At 72.6% G+C, this 18,657-nt stretch carries 21 protein-coding genes; 13 read left to right on the top strand and 8 right to left on the bottom strand.

Annotation, left to right across the window (positions count from 1 at the left end; translation table 11 throughout):
* Positions 1-16: 16 nt before the first annotated feature.
* The 6 genes from iolB (at position 17) to ACFFF6_RS00990 (ending at position 6,274) form a co-directional block, all read left to right on the top strand.
* A complete protein-coding gene (gene iolB, locus ACFFF6_RS01015; protein ID WP_376977375.1) occupies positions 17-892 on the top strand; it encodes a 5-deoxy-glucuronate isomerase in 876 nt (291 codons plus the stop codon).
* A 26-nt stretch (positions 893-918) separates the two neighbouring features.
* On the top strand, positions 919-1,971 hold the full coding sequence (locus tag ACFFF6_RS01010; RefSeq protein WP_376977373.1) for a Gfo/Idh/MocA family protein: 1,053 nt from the start codon (positions 919-921) through the stop codon (positions 1,969-1,971).
* A 150-nt stretch (positions 1,972-2,121) separates the two neighbouring features.
* Positions 2,122-3,630, top strand: a complete 1,509-nt coding sequence (locus tag ACFFF6_RS01005) for a sugar porter family MFS transporter (protein ID WP_376977371.1) — start codon at positions 2,122-2,124, stop codon at positions 3,628-3,630.
* Between the two features lie 109 nt (positions 3,631-3,739).
* Positions 3,740-4,495 (top strand): GntR family transcriptional regulator, encoded by a 756-nt coding sequence (locus ACFFF6_RS01000; protein ID WP_376977369.1) that lies wholly within the window; start codon positions 3,740-3,742, stop codon positions 4,493-4,495.
* Between the two features lie 41 nt (positions 4,496-4,536).
* Entirely contained in the window at positions 4,537-5,274 is a 738-nt protein-coding gene (locus tag ACFFF6_RS00995) for a glutamine amidotransferase (protein WP_376977367.1), read from the top strand.
* 97 nt (positions 5,275-5,371) lie between these two features.
* On the top strand, positions 5,372-6,274 hold the full coding sequence (locus ACFFF6_RS00990) for a GH25 family lysozyme (protein ID WP_376977365.1): 903 nt from the start codon (positions 5,372-5,374) through the stop codon (positions 6,272-6,274).
* On the opposite strand, the gene ACFFF6_RS00985 is transcribed toward ACFFF6_RS00990, so the two are convergent.
* The 4 genes from ACFFF6_RS00985 to pdxH all read right to left on the bottom strand — a co-directional run bounded on the left by ACFFF6_RS00985 (position 6,234) and on the right by pdxH (position 8,846).
* Positions 6,234-6,710, bottom strand: coding sequence for an SRPBCC family protein (locus ACFFF6_RS00985; RefSeq protein ID WP_376977363.1), 477 nt, complete (start codon positions 6,708-6,710; stop codon positions 6,234-6,236). The two genes, ACFFF6_RS00990 and ACFFF6_RS00985, sit on opposite strands and share 41 nt — an antisense overlap.
* A gap of 145 nt (positions 6,711-6,855) precedes the next feature.
* Positions 6,856-7,572, bottom strand: coding sequence for a DsbA family protein (locus ACFFF6_RS00980; RefSeq protein WP_376977362.1), 717 nt, complete (start codon positions 7,570-7,572; stop codon positions 6,856-6,858).
* 54 nt (positions 7,573-7,626) lie between these two features.
* The gene (locus ACFFF6_RS00975) at positions 7,627-8,148 is read right to left on the bottom strand and encodes a GNAT family N-acetyltransferase (protein WP_376977360.1); all 522 of its coding nucleotides are present in this window, start codon (positions 8,146-8,148) and stop codon (positions 7,627-7,629) included.
* Positions 8,145-8,846, bottom strand: a complete 702-nt coding sequence (gene pdxH, locus ACFFF6_RS00970; protein WP_376977358.1) for a pyridoxamine 5'-phosphate oxidase — start codon at positions 8,844-8,846, stop codon at positions 8,145-8,147. The genes ACFFF6_RS00975 and pdxH overlap by 4 nt, the downstream gene beginning before the upstream one ends.
* 168 nt (positions 8,847-9,014) lie before the next feature.
* On the opposite strand from pdxH, the gene ACFFF6_RS00965 reads away from it, so the two are divergent.
* The 5 genes from ACFFF6_RS00965 (at position 9,015) to ACFFF6_RS00945 (ending at position 13,956) form a co-directional block, all read left to right on the top strand.
* Complete coding sequence (locus ACFFF6_RS00965) at positions 9,015-9,554, top strand: GNAT family N-acetyltransferase (RefSeq protein WP_376977356.1); 540 nt, start codon at positions 9,015-9,017, stop codon at positions 9,552-9,554.
* Between the two features lie 85 nt (positions 9,555-9,639).
* The gene (locus tag ACFFF6_RS00960; protein ID WP_376977354.1) at positions 9,640-10,857 is read left to right on the top strand and encodes an acetyl-CoA C-acetyltransferase; all 1,218 of its coding nucleotides are present in this window, start codon (positions 9,640-9,642) and stop codon (positions 10,855-10,857) included.
* Positions 10,857-12,128, top strand: coding sequence for an acyl-CoA dehydrogenase family protein (locus tag ACFFF6_RS00955; RefSeq protein WP_376977352.1), 1,272 nt, complete (start codon positions 10,857-10,859; stop codon positions 12,126-12,128). The genes ACFFF6_RS00960 and ACFFF6_RS00955 overlap by 1 nt, the downstream gene beginning before the upstream one ends.
* A gap of 237 nt (positions 12,129-12,365) precedes the next feature.
* On the top strand, positions 12,366-13,469 hold the full coding sequence (locus ACFFF6_RS00950) for a hypothetical protein (RefSeq protein WP_376977350.1): 1,104 nt from the start codon (positions 12,366-12,368) through the stop codon (positions 13,467-13,469).
* A complete protein-coding gene (locus ACFFF6_RS00945; RefSeq protein WP_376977348.1) occupies positions 13,456-13,956 on the top strand; it encodes a hypothetical protein in 501 nt (166 codons plus the stop codon). Before ACFFF6_RS00950 ends, ACFFF6_RS00945 begins: the two co-directional genes overlap by 14 nt.
* A 99-nt stretch (positions 13,957-14,055) precedes the next feature.
* Here the strand turns inward: ACFFF6_RS00945 and ACFFF6_RS00940 are convergent, their stop codons facing one another.
* On the bottom strand, positions 14,056-14,535 hold the full coding sequence (locus tag ACFFF6_RS00940; RefSeq protein WP_376977346.1) for a hypothetical protein: 480 nt from the start codon (positions 14,533-14,535) through the stop codon (positions 14,056-14,058).
* A gap of 71 nt (positions 14,536-14,606) precedes the next feature.
* Positions 14,607-14,894: a hypothetical protein gene (locus ACFFF6_RS00935; protein WP_376977344.1), complete on the bottom strand. Its 288-nt coding sequence runs from the start codon at positions 14,892-14,894 to the stop codon at positions 14,607-14,609.
* 160 nt (positions 14,895-15,054) lie between these two features.
* Here ACFFF6_RS00935 and ACFFF6_RS00930 point away from each other — a divergent pair, with 160 nt between their 5' ends.
* On the top strand, positions 15,055-15,528 hold the full coding sequence (locus tag ACFFF6_RS00930; protein WP_376977342.1) for a GyrI-like domain-containing protein: 474 nt from the start codon (positions 15,055-15,057) through the stop codon (positions 15,526-15,528).
* Positions 15,529-15,618: 90 nt separating this feature from the next.
* A complete protein-coding gene (locus ACFFF6_RS00925) occupies positions 15,619-16,653 on the top strand; it encodes a Dyp-type peroxidase (protein WP_376977340.1) in 1,035 nt (344 codons plus the stop codon).
* Here ACFFF6_RS00925 and ACFFF6_RS00920 read toward each other — a convergent pair.
* Together ACFFF6_RS00920 and ACFFF6_RS00915 are read right to left on the bottom strand one after the other, a co-directional pair.
* Entirely contained in the window at positions 16,583-17,404 is an 822-nt protein-coding gene (locus tag ACFFF6_RS00920; RefSeq protein WP_376977339.1) for a hypothetical protein, read from the bottom strand. The genes ACFFF6_RS00925 and ACFFF6_RS00920 overlap by 71 nt on opposite strands.
* Before the next feature lie 56 nt (positions 17,405-17,460).
* The gene (locus ACFFF6_RS00915; protein ID WP_376977337.1) at positions 17,461-18,183 is read right to left on the bottom strand and encodes a GNAT family N-acetyltransferase; all 723 of its coding nucleotides are present in this window, start codon (positions 18,181-18,183) and stop codon (positions 17,461-17,463) included.
* Positions 18,184-18,657: the final 474 nt, after the last annotated feature.

The raw sequence follows: 18,657 nt of genomic DNA, 5'->3' as shown, positions 1-18,657 counted from the left end.
TGGAAGGACATCTGGAATGAATGAGCTGCACATCCCGGCGGGAGCCTCCGCGAGCGGGAGCTTCGACACCGTCATCGACCCGGGCGGGCGCGAGGGCTGGGTCCACACCGGGCTGCGCGTCCTCGCCCTGCCGGCGGGCGGCGGCGAGACCTGGACCGCGCACGGCGTCGAGGTGATGGTGGTGCCGCTGACCGGCGCCTGCGAGGTGAGCATCGGCGAGGAGGCCTTCGCCCTGCGCGGCCGGGTCGATGTGTTCGCCGGTCCCACCGACGTGCTGTACGCCCCCGAGGGCACGCAGCTGCGCATCGCGAGCGCCGCGGGCGGCCGCTTCGCGCTCGCGACCGCGGCCGTTCCCCCCGCGCAGCGGGGAGAGCACCCCGTCGCGGTGATCCGCGCCGAGGACGTCCCCGTCGAGATCCGCGGCGGCGGGACCATGACCCGCCAGGTCCGCAACTTCGGGTCCGTCGGCGCCTTCGACGCCTGCGACAAGCTCATCGCCTGCGAGGTCGTCACCCCCGGCGGGAACTGGTCCAGCTACCCGGCCCACAAGCACGATACGACCACCGAGACCGAGTCCGAGCTCGAGGAGATCTACTACTACGAGGTCCAGAGCGCGCCCGACGGCGGGCCCGGCTTCGGCTTCCATCAGACCAGCTCCACGGATCCGGAGCGGCCCATCGACGTGCTCACCGAGGTCCGCAGCGGCGACACGGTGCTGGTCCCGCACGGCTGGCACGGCCCGTGCGCCGCCGCCCCCGGGCACGACATGTACTACCTCAACGTCATGGCGGGCCCGGCCCCGGAGCGCGCCTGGAACATCACCGACCATCCCGAGCAGACCTGGGTGCGCGGCACCTGGGCCGCCGCCGGCCCCGATCCCCGCCTGGCCTGAGCGCCGGCACCTCCGAGGAGAGCTTCATGAGCAGCACCGAGACCGTCCCCGCAGCCCCGTCCCTGCCCGCCGACGTCCGCGTCGGCGTGATCGGCGTGGGCCAGATGGGCGCCGACCACGTCGAGCGCATCGCCCGCCGCATCAAGGGTGCGCGGGTCAGCGTGGTCACCGACTACTTCCGCGAGAAGGCCGAGGAGATCGCGGCCGGCATCCCCGGCTGCCGGGTCGCAGACGGCCCCGAGGAGCTGATCGCCGCCGAGGACGTCGACGCCGTCCTCATCGCCAGCCCCGGCGCCTTCCACAAGGACCAGGCGATCGCCTGCATCGCGGCCGGGAAGCCCGTGCTGTGTGAGAAGCCGCTGGCCATGAACCCGCAGGACGCCTACGCGGTGGTCGAGGCGGAGAAGGCGGCCGGGCGGCCCCTCGTCTCCCTCGGTTTCATGCGCCGCTTCGACCGCGAGTACGCGGAGCTCAAGGACGCGATCGACTCCGGCGAGCTGGGGCAGATCAGCATCATCAACTGCAAGCACCGCAACGCCCGGACCCTGCCCGGCTTCGTGGACGCGATGATGGTCTACGACTCCGCGGTCCACGAGATCGACGCGATCCACTACTTCCTGGACGAGCCGATCGTCGCCGTCCAGGCGGTGCTGCCCGTGCCCGGCCCGCGAGCCGACGAGGGCCAGCACGATCCGATGATCCTGCTGCTGCGCACCGCATCCGGCCGGATCGTCACCGACGAGCTGTACGTCAACACCGACTCCGGCTACGAGGTGCGCACCGAGGTGCTGGGCTCTCGCGGGATCGCCACGATCGGCCAGGAGATCGCCCGGGTGACGACGCAGAAGCCGGGCGGCGCCTGGGGCGGCGCGATCCCGGCGGACTTCCGCCCCCGCTTCGTCGACGCCTACGACGCCGAGGTCCAGGCCTGGATCGCCGCCGTCGCCGACGGCTCGCTCGTCGCCGAGCGCTCCGCGACCGCCTGGGACGGCTACCTCGCCGCCGCCGCCTGCGAGGCCGCGGAGGCGGCGCTCACCACGGAGGGCTTCGTCCCGGTCACGGTGCTGTCCCGGCCCTGACCCGCCCCGCCGTCCCGGTCCCGAGCGATCGGGACGGCCCTCGACGCTCTTCGGGCGTCCTCCCGGCTGCCCGCCTGCGCACCGCGCGTCCACCGCGCGGTCCGCGGCGACCCCGGCGGACGCTCGTCCACCCATGACAAAGGAGTCATCATGTCCGATCATCACCCCGATCCTGCGGAGCGGGACCTCCCGCCGCTGGGCACCGGACCGTTCCGCTCGCGCCTGGCACAGATCACGGTGATCGCCTGCTTCGGCGGTCTGCTGTTCGGCTACGACACGGGCGTCGCCAACGGCGCCGAGGGCCCGATGCAGATCGAGCTGGGCCTGTCCGATCTCCAGATCGGCTTCGTCATCAGCGCCCTCGTGTTCGCCGCGGCGATCGGCGCCTTCGTCGGCGGCACCGTCTCCGACCGCATCGGCCGCAGGCGCAGCATCCTCATCATGTCGGGTCTGTTCCTGGCCGGCGCCCTGCTGGTGGTCCTGTCCCCGGCAGGCCCGCAGCTGGGCGAGTTCTACGCCCCCGGCTACGCCCTGCTGATCGCCGGGCGCATCCTGCTGGGCCTCGCCGTGGGCGCCGCCTCCTCCGTCGTGCCCGTGTACCTGGCCGAGCTCGCCCCGTTCGAGATCCGCGGATCGATCGCGGGCCGCAACGAGTTCGCGATCGTCACCGGTCAGCTGGCCGCCTTCGTCGTCAACTACGTCATCTTCGCGACGCTCGGACACCTCGACGGGATCTGGCGGATCATGTTCGCCGTCTGCTGCCTGCCCGCGATCGCGCTCTTCGTCGGGATGCTGCGCATGCCGGAGTCGCCGCGCTGGCTCGTGGACAAGGGACGCCGCGCCGATGCGCTGCAGGTGCTGCGGACGATCCGCTCCGAGGAGCGCGCGGTCGCGGAGATCGGCACCGTCGAGGACATCGCCGGGGAGGAGAAGGAGACGTCCCAGGTGGGGATCCGCGCCCTCCTGACCAACCGCCACCTGATCACGATCCTGCTGATCGCGATCGGCGTGGGCTTCGTGCAGCAGCTCACCGGCATCAACTCGATCATGTACTACGGGACCCGGGTGCTCGAGGAGTCGGGCATGTCGGAGGCTCAGGCCCCGCTGGCGAACATCGCCTTCGGCGTGGTGGCCGTCCTCGGCGCGGTCATCGCCCTGCGGAACATGGACCGTCTGGACCGACGCACCACCTTCCTCATCGGCCTGGCGCTGACCTCGATCTGCCATGTGCTGGTCGGCATCGCGTCCGTGCTGCTGCCCGAGGGCAACCCGGCCCGCCCGTTCGTGATCCTCGTGCTCGTGGTCGGGTTCGTCCTGTCGATGCAGACCTTCCTCAACGTCGCGGTGTGGGTGTGGCTCTCGGAGATCTTCCCTCTGCACATGCGCGGCCTGGGGATCGGCATCGCCGTGTTCTTCCTGTGGATCATGAACGGGATCGTGGCGCTGTTCTTCCCCTCGCTGGTCAGCGGCGTGGGGATCACCGGCACGTTCTTCCTGTTCGCGGGGGTCGGCGTGCTGTCGCTGCTGTTCGTGTGGCGCTTCGTTCCGGAGACGCGGGGCGTCAGCCTCGAGCTGCTCGAGGAGAAGGTCACCACTGGCGAGATCCATATCGTCACGCGGAAGAAGCGCGTGGTCGATGCGCTCACGCGCAGGCGCTGAGCTCGGATCCTGCGGCGCGCCGGGGGAGGGGGCCCGCGAGGCCGTCGGCCCCGGCGCCCGCGTGCACTAGATTTGTCATGACCAGCCCTCACGCACGAAGGAGTCCGGCATGGCCGTCGCCCCGCAGGACCGCTTCCAGGTCCAGCTCACGCTGGATCGCTCCGCCGGGTCACCGCTGTACATGCAGCTCGCCCGCGGGATCGAGGCGGCGATCCGATCCGGGGAGCTGACCCCCGGATCGCGGCTCGAGAACGAGCTCGAGCTCGCCGGCCGCCTGGGCCTGTCCCGGCCCACGGTGCGCCAGGGCATCCAGGAGCTCGTGGACAAGGGGCTGCTCGTGCGCAAGCGCGGGGTCGGCACCCAGGTCGTCGAGTCGCAGGTGAACCGCCCCGTCGCGCTGACCTCGCTGTACGACGACCTCGCGCGCGCCGGGAAGAACCCGAGCACCGAGGTCATCGAGTACCGCATCGGCAGGCCCTCGGCGGAGGCGGCAGGCCGCCTGCTGCTCGAGCCGGGCGAGCTGGTGCTCGAGCTCATGCGGGTGCGCTCCTCGGACGGGGAGCCGCTCGCGCTCATGCGCAACACGCTCCCGGAGCGGATCGCCCCGACCCGTGAGGAGCTCACGGCCAGGGGGCTGTACGCGGCGCTGAGGGAGCGCGGCGTCATCTCCGCGGTCGCACATCAGCGCATCGGCGCGATCACGGCAGACGAGGAGCACGCGGGCCTGCTGGGGGAGACCGTGGGAGCGCCCCTGCTGGTCATGGACCGCAAGTCCTTCTCGAACGACGGCGCCGTCATCGAGTACGGGCATCATCTCTACCGCGCTTCGCGGTACAGCTTCGAGGTCACCCTCGTCGACGGCTGATCATGGCCGGAGCGGGCGGCGGCACGCACTAGGATCTGCTCGTGAGACCTTTCGTGCTGATCGCGACCCGGGCCGAGGACGACGCCGCCGACACCGAGTACGAGACCTTCTGCCGGTTGACCGGGCTCGCCCCCGAGCAGCTGCTGCGGATCCGACTCGAGCGCGAGCCGCTGCCCGAGCTCGACCTCGAGCAGCTCTCCGGCATCATCCTCGGCGGCAGCCCCTACAACGCCTCGGACCCCGCCTCGTCCAAGTCCGCGGCCCAGCTGCGCGCCGAGGCCGAGCTCGCCGGCCTCATGGACCGGGTGATCGCCGAGGACCTGCCCCTGTTCGGCGCCTGCTACGGGGTCGGGGCGCTCGGCACCCACCAGGGCGCGATCATCGACCGCACCTACGGCGAGCAGGCCGGGGCGATCACCGTGCGCCTCACCGAGGAGGGAAAGGCCGACCCCCTGATCCGCGAGGCCGGCCTGCCGGACGAGTTCCTGGCCCTCGTGGGCCACAAGGAGGCCGTGCGCGAGCTGCCCCCGCACGCCGTCCACCTGGGACGCGGCGAGGCCTGCCCCGTGCAGATGTTCCGCATCGGCACGCGCCAGTACGCGACCCAGTTCCATCCTGAGCTCGACAGCGAGGGGCTCGTCGTCCGGGCCGGCATCTACCGGGAGCACGGGTACTTCGAGCCCGCCGAGTTCGAGGAGCTCGCCGCGAGGGTCCGCTCCGTGAAGGCCGACGAGTCCGCGGCGCTGCTGTCCGCCTTCGTGCGCCTCTACGCCCGCTGAGAGCCGCAGGCGCGCCGGGAGCCCCCGCGAGAACCTCCCGCATCGCCCCCGGCGCGGCGTCGCGGTCCCCGGCACGCGCATTCCGTAGGCTCCCGGCATGCCTCGGTACACGCGCGAGCAGGTCCGGCGACGTCGCCGCACTGTCGCCGGATGCTGCGCGGTCCTCATCCTCGTCCTCGCCGTGGCCGCCGTCTCTTGCACGATCCGCGTGGTCCGCGGCACCGGCGCGGAGGCGGATCCCGCCGAGGCATCGGCCGCTCCGGCGACGACCGGGGTGCGCCTCGCCGATCCGGAGGCGATGACGCTCGCGGAGACCCCCGCGGACGCCCCCGCCCGCGCCCAGCTCCCGGAGGGCATCGAGCTCGAGCCCGGAGAGACCATGGGCATCGACGTCTCCTCCCATCAGGGGCAGATCGACTGGCAGGCCGTGGCGGGGGACGGCTACACCTTCGCCTACATCAAGGCGACCGAGGGCAGCGGGTACACCGACCCGCAGTTCGCCGCGAACTGGAAGGGCTCCGGCGAGGCGGGGCTGACCCGCGGCGCCTATCACTACTTCACGCTCTGCTCGCCGGGCGCGGACCAGGCTCGGGACTTCCTCGCCGCGGTACCGCCGGAGGATGCCGCCCTCCCTCCGGTCCTGGACCTCGAGTTCGACGGGGCCTGCCAGGAGCGGCCCGAGGCGGAGCAGGCGCAGGCGGAGATCGACGCCTTCACCCGGAGCGTCGAAGCGGCCTGGGGGCGGCGCGTGGTCGTCTACTCCTCGAGCGAGTGGCGCCTCCACTACGGTCTTCCGGTGGGGGACGGCCGCGCCGCCTGGCACTACGACGACGATTCCCGTCCCGAGGACGGGGACTGGGCCGTGTGGCAGGTCCGCTTCGACGGACAGGTCGCGGGGATCGGCCGCACCGCGGACGTGGACGTCCTGCGCAGCGAGGTGCTGCGGGAGTTCTCGTCGATCAGCGAGGACGAACGGGTGGCGCTGTCCGGTCAGCTGTGAGCGGTCCGCGACCCCCGTAGGAGGCGACGACCTCCTCGAGGATCCCGGTCCAGTGCTCGAGCAGAGCCTGGCGCTCGGCCGGGCCCAGCAGGCGCTCCTGATGGATCGCGATGGTGGTCCCCTGGGCGGCCTCGACCAGCGTCACCTGGAAGACGGTCTCGTGGTCCAGCTGCGGCGGATGCCAGCGCAGACGGATCCGCCGACCCACGTGGCATCCGGTCACCCGGCCGCGGACCAGCTCGCCGCGGCGCAGCGGCGCCCCCACCATCTGCGGGACCGAGTCGACCTCGAGCCAGGAGAGCAGCCATTCGTTCAGGAGCCGGTGCCAGATCTCCTCGGCATCGGCCCGGACGGTGCGGCGCACGCCGAGCTGCCATCCGGCATCGCGGGTCAGGCCGACGGGAAGGGAGCGGTCGACGTCGGGGAGGGTGTCCATGCCTCTCACTCTAGGAGTGCGCGGCGGATTCGGGGAGAGGTCCGAGGAATCCGACGATCGGATGCCCGTCTCCGTTCCCGATCTGCTCGCCTGGCCGTTCCCGGACCGTCACCTGCGCGCTCGGGTCCTCCGATCTCCCGGCGCGTCACTCTCCGACGATGGCGAGATGCAGCTCCCCGGGCACGGTGTAGTCGCCGGTCCACTGCTCCCCGTCGAGATAGACGCTCGGCGTCCCGGAGATCCGCTCGAGGGCCGGGGGATAGACCGTGTCGTTGACCCAGCCCGTGTAGGTGTCCGCCGCGATGCACGCCGCCGTGTCCTCGTCCGCGCCGAGGCCCTCGGCCAGATCCGCGAGGTCCTCGCTCGTGAGCGAGGGGCCCTCGGCCTGCTGGGCGAACAGGGCCTCGGACATGTCCCAGAACAAGGCGGGATCCTGTGCGTACATGCAGGTCGCGGCCGATGCGGCACGCTCCGAGTAGCCGGCAGAGGACGCGTTGAGCATCGGCAGCGGGCGGATCTTGAGGTTCACCATCCCGTCCTCCGACAGCTGGCGCAGATCGGGATCGTTGATCTCCGCGAAGTCCGCGCAGTGCGGGCAGGCGAAGTCGATGTACAGCTCGACCTCCGGCGAGGCGGCCGAATCCGTGCCGAAATGCAGATGGTCCGTCTCCAGGACGGCGGCATCAGTGCTGGGAGCAGGGCCGGACGCAGTGGGCGCGTCCGGCTCCGCGTTGCGGATCACGAGGTAGGCCACCACGCCGATCCCGCCGATCACGAAGGCTGCCACGGCCGTCACGGCGCAGATGATGCCGATGATCAGCGGTGCCTTCGAACGGCCGGGAGGGGCAGGGGGAGGTGTCATCGGAGCGTCCTTGCCTGGGCGGGATCGGGGAGGTCGGGGTGCGGGGGTCGGAGGTCACGGAGGTGGGGTGCGGTGTCCGCGGACCATGCGGATCTCCGCGAGGTCCTCGAGCGAGGGGTCGACCTTGCGCAGGCCGTCCTCGACGAACCCCATCTTCGTATAGAAGCGGCGGGCGCGCGGGTTCTCCTGCGCGACCCATAGGCTCGCCGGCAGGTCCCCCAGCAGCTCCGTGAGCAGGGCGGCGCCCGTGCCCGTCCCGTACCAGGGGGAGAGCACGTACAGGGCGTGCAGCTCGCGAGGGTCCTCCTCGGCCGGGCCGGTCAGCGCGAAGCCGATGACGCCGCCCTCCGCGTCCCTCGCCACGCGGAGGCGCTCGGCGATCCGGTCGGGATGCCAGCGTGTGATCAGCTCCCACATGCGCACTCGGCCGGCGAGCGCCTCCGCGTCCCAGAATCGCTCCGGCAGCAGATACTCGTAGGCCTCGCGCCAGCCGGTCACGTGCACCTGCGCGATCGCAGCCGCATCCGCGGGGACGGGGAGGTCGACCCGGGCAGGGGCGGGGGAGGGCGTGCTCACGGCTGCAGCCGCCGATGCGTCCAGCCGCCCTCCGGCGCGCGCTCGTACACGATCCGGTCGTGCAGCCGGCTCCCGCCCCCCTGCCAGAACTCGATCCGCTCCGGGACGAGGCGCAGCCCGCCCCAGTGCGCAGGACGCGGCACCGGCTCTCCGGCGAAGCGGGCCTCGACCTCGGCGTACGCGGCCTCGAGCGCGGCCCGCGAGGCGATCGGCTCCGACTGCCGCGAGGCCCAGGCGCCCAGCTGCGAGCCCCGGGGACGGCTCGCGAAATAGGCGTCGGCCAGGGCGTCCTCGACCTGCTCGAGGCGCCCCTCGATGCGCACCTGACGCTGCAGCGCGTACCAGGGCAGCAGCATCGCGCCCGCTGGGCTCGCGAGCGCCTGGCGCCCCTTGGCCGAGCGCAGGTTCGTGTAGACGACGAAGCCGTTCGCGTCATGCCCCTTCAGCAGCACCGTCCGCGAGCGCGGCTGCGGCCCCGCATCGGTGAGCTCCACGGTCGAGAGCACCACGGCCGTGGGCTCGGCGAGGTCCCCGTGATCCGCGCGGCGTGCGAAGGCCTCGGCGAGCCAGGCGTCGAACAGCGGCATGGGGTCCGCGGGCTCGGCATCGGTCAGGCGGCCGGCCCGGTAGTCGGTGCGCTCGGAGGCGAGGCGTGCGGAGGCGTCGGTGTCGGGAGCGTGGTCGGCGGAGGGGGCCATGGCACGATCCTAGGGGAGCCCTCCCGCGCCGGAGCCGGGACGGCCCGCGCTGCGGAAGGAGCGCAGGCGGGAGTCCTGCACCGCGGCGACCTCCGACTGTCGACGACCTGGGGCCCGGGGGAGGAGGGACGGCTTCCCGGGCGATCGGGCGGATGACAGCATGACCTCATGAACGACACCCCGATCCCGCAGCCGCGGCTGCGCACCGCGCGCCTGCTGCTGCGCCCCTGGCGTCTCGAGGACGCGCCGATGCATCGGCGGCTGTGGGAGGAGCGGGACCCTCGGGTCCCGGCGAGCCGGAGGATCGACGCGGAGGGCCGGCCCACCCTCGCCGATCTCGAGGACCGGATCCGCCGGGGGCCCGCTGGCCCGGGCCTGGGAGTGCTGGTCCTCGAGCGTCGCGAGGAGGGGGATCCGATCGGATACTGCGGGCTGATCCGCGGCGGGAACGCACCCCCGGACGCTCCGGAGCTCGCCGTCGAGCTGCTCGCCGATCATCACCGCCGCGGCTACGCGACCGAGGCGGGGCGGGCCGTGGTCGAGCATGCCCGGGCGCAGGGGCATCGGCGGCTGTACGCGACGGTCCGGGACTGGAACACCGCCTCGCGCAGACTGCTGGCGGGACTCGGCTTCGTCGAGGACGGGACGGCCGATCCGGATCCGGTGCATGGAGGCTCGCTGCTGACGATCCTCGATCTGCGCGGCTGAAATACCCCGAACCGCGGGTATCACGAACGCACGGTATCGGGTAGTCTGTCGCCAGCCGTCCTGCCCCGCCGTCGAAGGAGACCCTGTGCCCGAGGCTGTCATCGTCGCCGCCGCCCGCTCGCCCATCGGCCGCGCCCGGAAGGGGTCGCTCGCCGCGCTCCGCCCGGACGAGCTCGCCGGGCAGATGCTCCGCGCGGCTCTGGACCAGGTGCCCCAGCTCGATGCGGAGAGCATCGACGACCTGCAGCTGGGCTGCGCGATCCCCGAGGGCTACCAGGGCGGCAACCTCGCCCGCACCCTCGCGGTCGCGCAGGGCCTGGACACCGTGCCCGGCGCGACCGTCACCCGCTTCTGCGCCTCCTCCATCCAGACGACCCGCACCGCCTTCCATGCGATCCGCGCCGGCGAGGCGCACGCGGTCATCAGCGCCGGCGTCGAATCCCTGTCCTTCAGCACCGGCAAGCTGCAGGAGGAGGACACGCGCAGCCCTGCCTTCCAGGAGGCCTGGGAGCGGACAGCCGCCCGCGCTTCCCGCGAGATCCCCGCGCCCTGGCACGACCCGCGCGAGGACGGCCTGCTCCCGGACCCGTACATCCTCATGGGGCAGACCGCGGAGAACGTCGCCGAGCTGCGCGGCGTCACCCGCGAGGCGCAGGACGCCTACGCCGTCCGCTCCCAGCAGCGGGCCGAGGCCGCGATCGCCTCCGGCTTCTTCGCCCGCGACATCACCCCCGTCGTCCTCCCCGACGGCACCGTGATCGCCGCCGACGACTCCCCGCGCCCCGGCGTCACCCTCGAGGCCGTCTCCGCGCTGCAGCCCGTCTTCCGCGAGGACGGCACCGTCACCGCCGGCAACTGCTGCCCCCTGTCCGACGGCGCCGCCGCCCTCGTCGTCATGTCCGACGTCCGCGCCCGCGAGCTCGGCATCACGCCGCTGGCCCGCATCGTCTCCACCGGCATCTCCGGCATCAGCCCCGAGATCATGGGCCTCGGCCCCGTGGAGGCCACCCGGCGCGCCCTCGCGCTCGCCGGCATGAGCATCGGCGACGTGGACCTCGTCGAGCTCAACGAGGCCTTCGCCGCGCAGGTCATCCCCTCCGCGCAGGACCTCGGCATCGAGGAGGACCGGCTCAACGTCCACGGCGGGGCGATCGCGCTCGGCCACCCGTGGGGCCAGACCGGCGCCCGCATGACCACCACCCTGATCCACGGCCTGCAGGAGCGCGATGCGCAGGTGGGCCTCGCGACCCTCTGCGTCGGCGGCGGGCAGGGCATGGCCCTTCTCCTGGAGAGGATGTCCTGATGACCACTCGCGAGACCCCTGCCTCCGTCGTCACCGAGCGCGCCGTGGTCAGCGCCCTGGACCCGAGCGCCGCGACCGCGGCGGAGCTGCTGCCCGTCCACGCCGACCACTACTCCCTGTTCCAGGACGTGACCGGTTCCGAGCTCGAGGCCTGGGCCGCGGCCCGCGCGATCGCGGCGGACGTGCAGCCGATCATCGACGACGCCTGGGACCGCGCCGAGTACCCGACGCACCTCATCGGCCGCCTCGGCGAGCTCGACCTGCTCGTGGACGGCCTCGACGTGCCCGGGCACCGCGTCCTCAGCCCGCTGGGCGCGGGGCTCGTGAACATGGAGCTGAGCCGGATCGACGGCAGCGTCGGCACCATGGTCGGCGTGCAGGGCGGGCTCGCGCTGCGCTCGATCATGCTGCTGGGATCCGAGCAGCAGAAGCAGCGCTGGGCCGAGCCGCTCGTGACCGGAGCGGAGCTCGGGGCCTTCGCCCTCACCGAGCCCGACCACGGCTCCGACTCCGTGTCCCTGGAGACCACGGCGCGTCGCGACGGCGACCAGTGGGTGCTCAGCGGGCAGAAGCGCTGGATCGGCAACGGTGCCGGCGGCCAGGTATCCGTCGTCTGGGCCCGCGTCGAGGACCCCTCCGACGAGGCGCTGGACGGCCAGGTCGGCGGCTTCCTGGTGCGACAGGACCTGCCCGGCTACCGCGCCGAGGTGATCCGCGGGAAGGTGTCGCTGCGCGCCATCCACCAGGCCCACATCACCCTCGATGAGGTCCGGGTCGACCTCACCGATCGTCTTCCCGGCGCCCGCTCCTTCAAGGACACCTCGCGCGTGCTCTTCGCGACCCGGGCGGGTGTGGCCTGGGGAGCGCTCGGCCACGGCATCGCCTGCTACGAGGCGGCGCTCGAGCACGCCACCACCCGCATCCAGTTCGGCAGGCCGCTCGCGAAGGCCCAGCACGTCCAGGTGCGGCTCGCGGACATGCTCGGCACCCTCACCGCCATGCAGCTGACCTGCGTGCGCCTGGCCGAGCTCGAGGCCTCCGGCCGGATCCGCCCCGAACAGGCCTCCCTCGCGAAGGTGCAGAACACCCGCGGGGCCCGGGCGATCGCCGCGAACGCGCGGGACCTGCTGGGCGGCTCCGGGATCCTGCTCGAGAACCAGGTGATCCGCCACCTCGCGGACGTCGAGGCCCTGCACACCTACGAGGGCACCGACACCATGCAGTCGCTCATCGTGGGCCGCAGCGTGACCGGCACGAGCGCCTTCGTCTGAGGCCTCCGGATCCTCGCGGCCCGGCCCGGCTCCCTCTCGGTGCCGGGCCGCGACACGCCGAGGAGACGCGTCCCGGCCGACGAGTTCTGTCGATTTGACACGCTCGATAGGCTCTGGACACGTCCTCTCTCCTCATCAATGGGTGTGTGCACTTCCTCAGAGCCTACGGTTCGCAGACAGCCCGTCCAGGGCTCGATCCGGCGCGGAATCACCAGGTCAGGACCGTAAAGTGGAGCCATGGACATCGCCGTGGGGAACCCCTTCGACCTCGATGAGCTCTCCCGCCACCGCCGGCTGAGCCAGCTCGGCGCCGCGACCCTCACGCTCGCCGTGCTCGCCACCTCCCTCTCCCTCACGATGGAGGCGCTCACCCACCTGGGCAGCCTCGTGCAGCTGCTCGTGATGGCGTTCCTGCTCGTCCTCGCCCAGGCGGGGGCGCTCGGCGCTCTGCTCCTGCGCCCCCTCGCGCTGCGGGTCCTCGGGACCGTCGTCGCGGTCCTCGCCCTGCTGCTGCTGGAGAAGGTAGGACCCGGCGGGTTCTGGATCCTCGCCGTCGCGACCGCCGTCGCCCTCGGGGCCCGGGAGGCCGCCGCCCGGTGGCGGCGCCTGGCGTCCGCGCTGCTGGTGATCTTCGCGGCCGCCGCCGTCGCGATGTGGGGGAACTCCGTCGCGACCGCGGGCTTCGTGCGGGCGCCGATGGTCCTCGCCTGCCTCCTCGCGCTGCTGGCGGGCCTGCTCCTGCTGCTCAACTTCCTCGCCGGCCGCGATGCCTGGGGCTCGGCGATCGTGGTCTCCGGGCTCAGCCTCGGCATCGGAGGCCTGTTCGGGTTCATGGGGTCGATCCTGGATGCGGCCCGCGCCGGGGAGGACTCGCTCTCGCTGATCCTCTTCGGCGTCGGCATGCTGGGCACGTCTCGCCTGGACATGATCCTCGCGCTGGTCACGGCGCCCGTGATCGTGCTGGTCGGTCTGGTGCGCATGATGCGGGGACCCGAGGGACGCGCACGCGGCCACGCTCCCGCGTCTCCTCGCGTGCAGGCCCTCGCCCTCGTGCTCGCCGGGCTCACCCTGGTCCCCGCGCTGCTGGGCCTGCTCAGCGACGACCTCGGCGCGGTGATCGGCCTCGTCGTCGACGCGGCGTACTCGATCGTCTGGGTGGTGTGCCTGGTCGCCTGGTACCGCGCGCATCGCGGGGTGATCGCGCACCGGCTGCCGCTGACGGCGCTGAGCCCGGACCACGCCCTGGTGCTGGGAACCATCGTCCTCTCGCCGCTCGTGCGCGGCGTCCTGTCCTGGATCGGGATCATCATCGAGGGAGGGCCGATCTTTGCGAACCTCTGACCTGTCCCCGCGCACACGGGAGCTCCCGCTGCGCCTGCCCGTGCGGATCGTCGCCGCGCTGTACGCGCTGATCCTCGTGGGAGGTCTTCTGTGGTCGGTGCAGGACTTCCTGTTCTCCGATCGCCAGAACGCCGCCGGCACCCACGCGGATCCCGCCGCCCTCGAGGTCGGCGAGGAGATCACCGTGAACAAGATGCGATACCACGAGGGCTGGTCCCTGGCCGAGGACCCCGAGCACGGCAAGCCCACCGTCGTCGACCTCCGCGTCACCAACGAGCACGGGGACGGCCTGCTCCTTCCGGGGGACCGGGACGTGCTGGTGGACGTGTACTTCTACCGCGGGGACCAGGTGGTCTACGAGGTCCTGTGCGAGTCGCCGGGCGCGGTCGCCGCGGGTGCCACCGCGGAGATGGACTGCGCCCCGTACCTGTACGACTGGACCGAGGACTACGAGAGGATCGAGTTCGTGCAGGTCGACCGGAGCTGACGTGGCAGGGCCGAACGGTTCGTCTCCGTCGGATGGAGACGTTCCGAGCGCCCGGATCCGCACCGAGGGAGGCGAGCACGGCGCGAGGAGGCGGTGATCTCAGCGCTCGGTCCCATGGGATCGCAGGCCCGGGACGCGGTGCCCGTACCGCCGCGTGCCGTCGTCTCCTCGGGTCATGCGCAGGTTCGGCTCCTCTCCCTCGGGGAACAGGATGAGCCAGTCGACGTCCTCCGCAGGGAGGGCGCTGTCGATCCCGAGCGTCGCGAAGACCTCGGCGACGCTGATCCCGACGTCCAGGGCGATCCGCTGCGTGGTCTGCTCCGCGTCGAAGCGCTCGCGTATCTCGCGCTGCACCTCGGCCGACGGCTCGGCCGGGCTCCGGCGGGCACCGGGTCCCGGTGCGGCCTCCTGCCCGGTCCCGGCCGGACTGTCGCGCAGCACCGCCTGCACGTCCCCCAGGCTGAGGCAGGTCTCGACGGCGATCCGGTCCGGCGACTGACCGGCAGAGGCGCGCGAGCGCACCTCGCGGGTCAGACGGGCGATTCGTGCGGCGGAATCGGATTCCGGGACAGGGGGCATCGTCGGCCTCAGCTCACGAAGGCGGTGGCGCCGAGGATAGCGGAGAGATCCGGGTCGACGGCCCCCGATGCTCAGGCGAAGCGGTGCCCGAACAGGCGGAGGCCGTGACCCCGGTGATGCCCGCGGCCGGTGCGGGCGCGCCCCTCGCGGGCGGGGCGGTCCGCGGCCTCGGCCCGGCGCGCCGCACGGGCCTGCTCGAGGGCGAGATCATCGGTGCGGCGGCGCTCGGCACGGAGGCGCCGCAGCTCGGCGAGCTCCGCGGCGTCGCCCCAGGCGGCGTGGAAGGGGCGGTAGACGATCGGAGCGGGAGTCGGGTCGGCGGCGGTGCGGTCCTCGGTGATGGTGCTCGTCGTGTTCATGGCTCCACGATCCCGCCGCGAGGGCGTCCGACGCGTCGCCCGCGAGGATCGACCGCATCATCCCGGCGGTGGATCCCGCGCGCGGAGGACCCAGACCGGGAGGTGACGCAGGCCCCGGACGGCGCCTACAGTGAGCCAGACCCCATGGGAGGAGACGCCGATGTCCCCGCGCGAGTTCGAGGAGAAGGCCCTGCCGCCGCTGCGCCTGGCCGCACGCCGGATGAGCGTTCCCGACCAGCCGTCGGTCGGAGCGGTCGTGGGCGGCCTGTTCGACGCCGCGGCCGAGGCGATCGGCCCGGCCGCCGCGCGGGCCGGCACGGCCATCGCCCTCTATGACATGGACGGAGACGGCGTGCACATCACGGTCGGCTTCACCGTCGACGGACCGACTCCGGGCCGGGCTGAGGTGCTCGAGATCCCGGGGGTGCCGCATGCGCTGTGCACCGTGCATCTCGGCTCCCCGGAGGGGATCGGGAGCAGCTGGGCCGCGCTGCACGAGGCCCTCGCCGCCCGCGGGCTCACCCCGACGTGGCCCAGCCGCGAGGTCTACCGGGAAGGCGAGCCCGAGGATCCGTCGGGCTGGGTGACCGAGCTCCAGCAGGGGTTCGACCCGGCCGGGCGGCGCACGGACTGAGCGCGCGGCGTCCGGAGCGCAGCGCGGGCTACCCTGCGGAGGGACGCGGTCCGGCCCGGCGGCCGCGGCGGAAGGAGGGGATCACCCCGCATGAGCACGCACAGCACCCCGGTTCCGCAGGCGATCGATGCCCCGCTGACCCGCGCCGCGACCTTCCTCGTCCTCGTCCTCGAGGACGGGCCAGGGCCGCTCGCCGCGGTCCGCGAGGCTCTCGGAGGGATGGAGGACCTGCTGAAGACCGTCGGCTTCCGCAGCCCCGGTGGGCGCCTGAGCTGCACGGTCGGCATCGGCGCCCGGGTCTGGACGGCGCTGACCGGTCGCCGGCTGCCCCGGGAGCTGCACCCCTTCCGGGAGATCGCCGGCGCGAGGCATACGGCTCCCGCGACCCCCGGGGACGTGCTGCTGCACATCCGCGCGGACCGGGCGGACCTCTGCTACGAGGTCGAGCGCCTGCTGCTCGCGCAGCTGGACGGGCAGGTCACCACGGCCGATGAGACCACGGGCTTCCGCTACTTCGACGCCCGGGACCTGCTGGGCTTCGTGGACGGGACCGCGAACCCCATCGGCCCGGATCTGCCGGAGGCGACGCTCGTCGGGGAGGAGGACCCGGAGTTCGCGGGCGGCAGCTACGTCGTCGTCCAGAAGTACACGCATCCGCTCGCGGCCTGGGAGGCGCTGAACACGCAGCAGCAGGAGCAGATCCTGGGCCGCCGCAAGTTCGACAACGTCGAGCTCCCCGATGCCGAGACGGGCCAGAAGTCCCACAAGACGCTCGCCACGATCGAGGACGCGGACGGCGAGCACGACATCCTGCGCGACAACATGCCCTTCGCCCGGCCCGCGGCGGGGGAGTACGGGACCTACTTCATCGGCTTCACGCGTCGGCTGTGGGTGCTGGAGCGGATGCTCGAGCGCATGTTCATCGGCGACCCGCCCGGTCTGCATGACCGCCTGCTGGACTTCTCGACCGCCCGTACCGGCAGCACGTTCTTCGCGCCCTCCGCGGAGCTGCTCGCCTCCCTCGGCGACGAGCCCGAGCCCGACAGCTCTCTGCTCAGCCGCCGCGCAGCACCTCCGCCACCTCGGCCGTCGGCCCGGTCGGGCACAGGGGGAACCGCAGGGTGATCGTCGGGGAGGTCTCGCGGGTCAGCGCGAGCTCCTCGGACGCCTCCGGGCAGGAGCCGGCGGCGGCCCCGTCCAGCAGCAGCACGTTGATCGGGGCGAGCAGCGCCGCCGTCCCGTCCCAGCCCAGGTCGCGCGATGCGGCACCCTCCTGCCGGAGGGCCAGCCCGTCGGCGAGGGTGGTCTCGGTCGTGTACGCCTCCCGGTCGCCGATCTCGAAGCGCCAGGTGTCCGAGGGGCGCGCGAGGTCCGCCACGCGCTCGTCCTGCATCCCGCGGGCCGTGAGGAGGAGGGCGCGCAGGGGCGTCTCCTCGTGGCAGTCCTGCACCGTGGAGCTGTGCTCCGTCATGCCGGTGACCTCGACGGTCGTGCTGGGGATGTCCGTGCAGGGGACGCGCTCGTCCTCCGAGAGCCGGCGCTCCCAGGCGAGGTAGTCCTCCACCGCCTCCACCGCGGTCTCGCGCTCGGCGGGCTCCAGGTCGCGGGTGACCGTGTAGACCACGGCGTCCTCAGGCACGGTGTAGCGGCTGGTGATCGTCTTCGGGCCGATGCTGATGCTCGACTCGCCGAAGAAGCCCGCCATCCCGCCGGACGGGCTGCGGACGGTGATGACGTCCTCGGCACCGAGCTCAGGGGCAGGACCGAGGGGGAGGGGCAGACCGGGCACCATGCAGCCCGACAGCAGCAGTGCGAGCCCGGCGAGCAGCCCCGCACCTCGCCGCGGCCGATGCGGGATGCGCCGCGCAGTCGTCATGTCTCCCCCTCCAGCTCGGGGCGGCCAGGGTATCGCGAGCTTCGTCGTCCCGGCGCCTACCGCGGCGTCCGCGCACCCCAGAACGACAGGCGCCGGCGCAGGCGGAAGCCGAGCTTCTCGTAGGCCCGGATCGCGCCGGTGTTCTCCGCGGAGGCGTGCAGCAGCGCCCGGTCCCCGCGCTGCTGGATGTGGAAGGCGATGTCGAGGACCATCCGGGAGGCGAGGCCCTGGCGGCGGAAGCGGTCATCGACGCAGACCGCGCTGATCTCGGTCCAGCCCGCAGGGTGCAGGCGCTCCCCGGCCATCGCCACCAGGCGGCCGCCCCGGCGCACACCGACGTAGCGGCCCATCTCGTGGGTCCGGGGGCGGAACGGGCCGGGCCTCGTCCTCTCCACGAGGTCCATCATCTCCGCGGCATCCTGCGCGCCCAGCTCGACGGCCTCCGCATCGGGTCGCGGGCTCAGCTGCTCGGTCTGGACCAGCTGGACGCCGGGCACCCGGTAGACCTCGGTCCAGCCCGCGGGCAGCACCGGCTCCGCGTGGGAGATCCCGACCTCGGCGTCGTGGCCCATCAGCTCGATGATCGCCTCCCACACGTCCGGATCCGCGAAGTCGCGCACCCCCATGAAGGGAGAGACGTCCTCGGGGTAGCGCCGGACCAGATCGCCGCCGATCGCCAGCGGGGCGTGGAATCCGGTCAGCGAGGACCAGGCGGGGTTGTCGAGTGCGCTCTCCCCGGGCAGGACGGGGCGGGCGGCGGAGGGGTCGGCAAGGACCATGGGGGCTCCTTCTCACGGGTGGGTCTGCGCTCACGCTAGACCCCTCCGGCGCGCTCTGGCACGGCAGGATCTCGCTCTGTGACCGAGGACGGGCTCCGGGGATTCCTCAGAACTGAACGATCGGTAGGTGACCACTGGACGGTTGTTATGCGACCGTGATCCGTCGGTCGCCCGAGGCCCTCGCGAAAGGGCCCTGCACCCCGCGTCCGAGGGTGGCGGAGGCACTGGCCAGCCCCTCATTCGTCCATCTCCTCCGGGGTCGGTCGAGACGGCTCACGAGACGTCCCCGTGACGTGAACCCCGGGTCGGATATCGCCTTGACCTGCGCTCATCGACCCGGATCCGGTTTGAGAACTCGCCATGACGGTGCCAGCGTGGAGCGTCGGGCCGGTCGCCGCGCAGCGCTCAGGAGCACACCGCCATGCGGTCGCGCGATCTCCGCAGCGGGATCGGCCTCCCTGCCGAGAACATCGA

Origin of the sequence: Brachybacterium hainanense (genome assembly GCF_042434575.1) — a bacterium.
In the GTDB taxonomy this organism is placed as follows: Bacteria; Actinomycetota; Actinomycetes; order Actinomycetales; family Dermabacteraceae; genus Brachybacterium; species Brachybacterium hainanense.
The sequence above is the reverse complement of the archived record's forward strand: the minus strand, read 5'-3'. Positions and strand labels throughout refer to the sequence as shown.

Bases quoted from the DNA above. Each gene is read 5' to 3' on its own strand.
- iolB (WP_376977375.1), top strand. From the start codon at position 17: ATGAATGAGCTGCACATCCCGGCGGGAGCCTCCGCGAGCGGGAGCTTC.
- ACFFF6_RS01010 (WP_376977373.1), top strand. From the start codon at position 919: ATGAGCAGCACCGAGACCGTCCCCGCAGCCCCGTCCCTGCCCGCCGAC.
- ACFFF6_RS01005 (WP_376977371.1), top strand. From the start codon at position 2,122: ATGTCCGATCATCACCCCGATCCTGCGGAGCGGGACCTCCCGCCGCTG.
- ACFFF6_RS01000 (WP_376977369.1), top strand. From the start codon at position 3,740: ATGGCCGTCGCCCCGCAGGACCGCTTCCAGGTCCAGCTCACGCTGGAT.
- ACFFF6_RS00990 (WP_376977365.1), top strand. From the start codon at position 5,372: ATGCCTCGGTACACGCGCGAGCAGGTCCGGCGACGTCGCCGCACTGTC.
- ACFFF6_RS00985 (WP_376977363.1), bottom strand. From the start codon at position 6,710: ATGGACACCCTCCCCGACGTCGACCGCTCCCTTCCCGTCGGCCTGACC.
- ACFFF6_RS00980 (WP_376977362.1), bottom strand. From the start codon at position 7,572: ATGACACCTCCCCCTGCCCCTCCCGGCCGTTCGAAGGCACCGCTGATC.
- pdxH (WP_376977358.1), bottom strand. From the start codon at position 8,846: ATGGCCCCCTCCGCCGACCACGCTCCCGACACCGACGCCTCCGCACGC.
- ACFFF6_RS00965 (WP_376977356.1), top strand. From the start codon at position 9,015: ATGAACGACACCCCGATCCCGCAGCCGCGGCTGCGCACCGCGCGCCTG.
- ACFFF6_RS00955 (WP_376977352.1), top strand. From the start codon at position 10,857: ATGACCACTCGCGAGACCCCTGCCTCCGTCGTCACCGAGCGCGCCGTG.
- ACFFF6_RS00950 (WP_376977350.1), top strand. From the start codon at position 12,366: ATGGACATCGCCGTGGGGAACCCCTTCGACCTCGATGAGCTCTCCCGC.
- ACFFF6_RS00940 (WP_376977346.1), bottom strand. From the start codon at position 14,535: ATGCCCCCTGTCCCGGAATCCGATTCCGCCGCACGAATCGCCCGTCTG.
- ACFFF6_RS00935 (WP_376977344.1), bottom strand. From the start codon at position 14,894: ATGAACACGACGAGCACCATCACCGAGGACCGCACCGCCGCCGACCCG.
- ACFFF6_RS00930 (WP_376977342.1), top strand. From the start codon at position 15,055: ATGTCCCCGCGCGAGTTCGAGGAGAAGGCCCTGCCGCCGCTGCGCCTG.
- ACFFF6_RS00925 (WP_376977340.1), top strand. From the start codon at position 15,619: ATGAGCACGCACAGCACCCCGGTTCCGCAGGCGATCGATGCCCCGCTG.
- ACFFF6_RS00920 (WP_376977339.1), bottom strand. From the start codon at position 17,404: ATGACGACTGCGCGGCGCATCCCGCATCGGCCGCGGCGAGGTGCGGGG.
- ACFFF6_RS00915 (WP_376977337.1), bottom strand. From the start codon at position 18,183: ATGGTCCTTGCCGACCCCTCCGCCGCCCGCCCCGTCCTGCCCGGGGAG.